2 protein-coding genes are annotated in these 1,069 nt (G+C 31.2%); both read right to left on the bottom strand.

All coding sequences use genetic code 11. The features are described from left to right. Nucleotides 1-125 precede the first annotated feature (125 nt). Nucleotides 126-554, bottom strand: a complete 429-nt coding sequence (locus IR213_RS16135) for a hypothetical protein (RefSeq protein ID WP_194313304.1) — start codon at nt 552-554, stop codon at nt 126-128. Nucleotides 555-616: 62 nt separating this feature from the next. Further along, complete coding sequence (locus tag IR213_RS16130; RefSeq protein WP_194313303.1) at nt 617-910, bottom strand: hypothetical protein; 294 nt, start codon at nt 908-910, stop codon at nt 617-619. Nucleotides 911-1,069: the final 159 nt, after the last annotated feature.

Here is a 1,069-nt window from a genome sequence, read left to right as displayed (position 1 = left end):
ATTCTCTCTAATTTTTTTACGATAACTGCATAGTGTTAACGGCAGGTACTCCGGTTCCGTTCAACACGGGGTTCATTGTTCGGCTTGCAGCCGCAACGAACCCCTAGCTGTTAGCAGTAGTGCATTTATTCAATGTGATTTTCTAATTTATGCTTAAATACAAAACTTATGCAAACCAAAATTGGTAAAGCAATCCAAGCCGTAAACACAAGTTCAATTCCATTTTGTCCACCAGAACCATAACATATTGTTTTAGAGTCAGTAAAAAATTGAGCTAAGCAGGCTTGTAGACTAATATATTCGATAAAATTAAATAATGTCAGTTTGGTCAAAGTTGGATTATTAGTTTTCTTAATATTTTCTATGAAAACAAAGGGCAACACTACAGAAATAAGACTTGTTAAAATCCATATTGATTTCCAAGAAGTGCTACAATCAATGCCGATTTTGTCAGTCAATAGTTGAAACAAAAAAAATAAAATTGCTGTAAAACCAGGAATAAAAAATCCAATAGCACAAGAAATTAAAGTAGGTTTTACAAAGTTAAATTTCATTTTATTTTATTTCAATTTTATTGATGTATTCCGTCAACTTTTAGCTGTTAGAAGAAGCACAATTAAACATTCAGTCCAAAATATATTCCGCTAACTATTGTCACGAGCAAACCTGAGTATAAATAACTTTTGGCTTTTAATTTTTCTGTTACATTTCTGAATTTTAAAATTCCAAATAGCAATGGCATTAAAAATAGAATTCCAAACCCAATATTTTCCGTTAACATAGCTTTGTCAGAAGTCGCTCCAGCCCCAGAACCAAAATAAAGAAAGAAAATTAAAATAAGTCCATAAAATCCAACAATCACAAAGAGCGATTCAATAACAACTAAAAGTAAAAACAATCTTAAGTTCATAATGATTTATTAGATTCGTGTTTTGGTGGTTGCATTACTGCTAACGCCAGTTCGTCTAAAAACCCTCAAACGGACTCAATTTTGTTAATCAGAGCGTAAATATATGTGATTTAAACTACAATTAAAATTCTTTGTTGAAAAACGGATTGTTCATTCTTA

The organism is Flavobacterium soyangense (assembly GCF_015277675.1).
Classification (GTDB): Bacteria; Bacteroidota; Bacteroidia; order Flavobacteriales; family Flavobacteriaceae; genus Flavobacterium; species Flavobacterium soyangense.
This window is presented reverse-complemented; position numbering and strand designations above follow the sequence as displayed.

What these genes read in the sequence shown, in the direction of transcription:
- IR213_RS16135 (WP_194313304.1), bottom strand. Translation starts at nt 554, where the DNA reads ATGAAATTTAACTTTGTAAAACCTACTTTAATTTCTTGTGCTATTGGA.
- IR213_RS16130 (WP_194313303.1), bottom strand. Translation starts at nt 910, where the DNA reads ATGAACTTAAGATTGTTTTTACTTTTAGTTGTTATTGAATCGCTCTTT.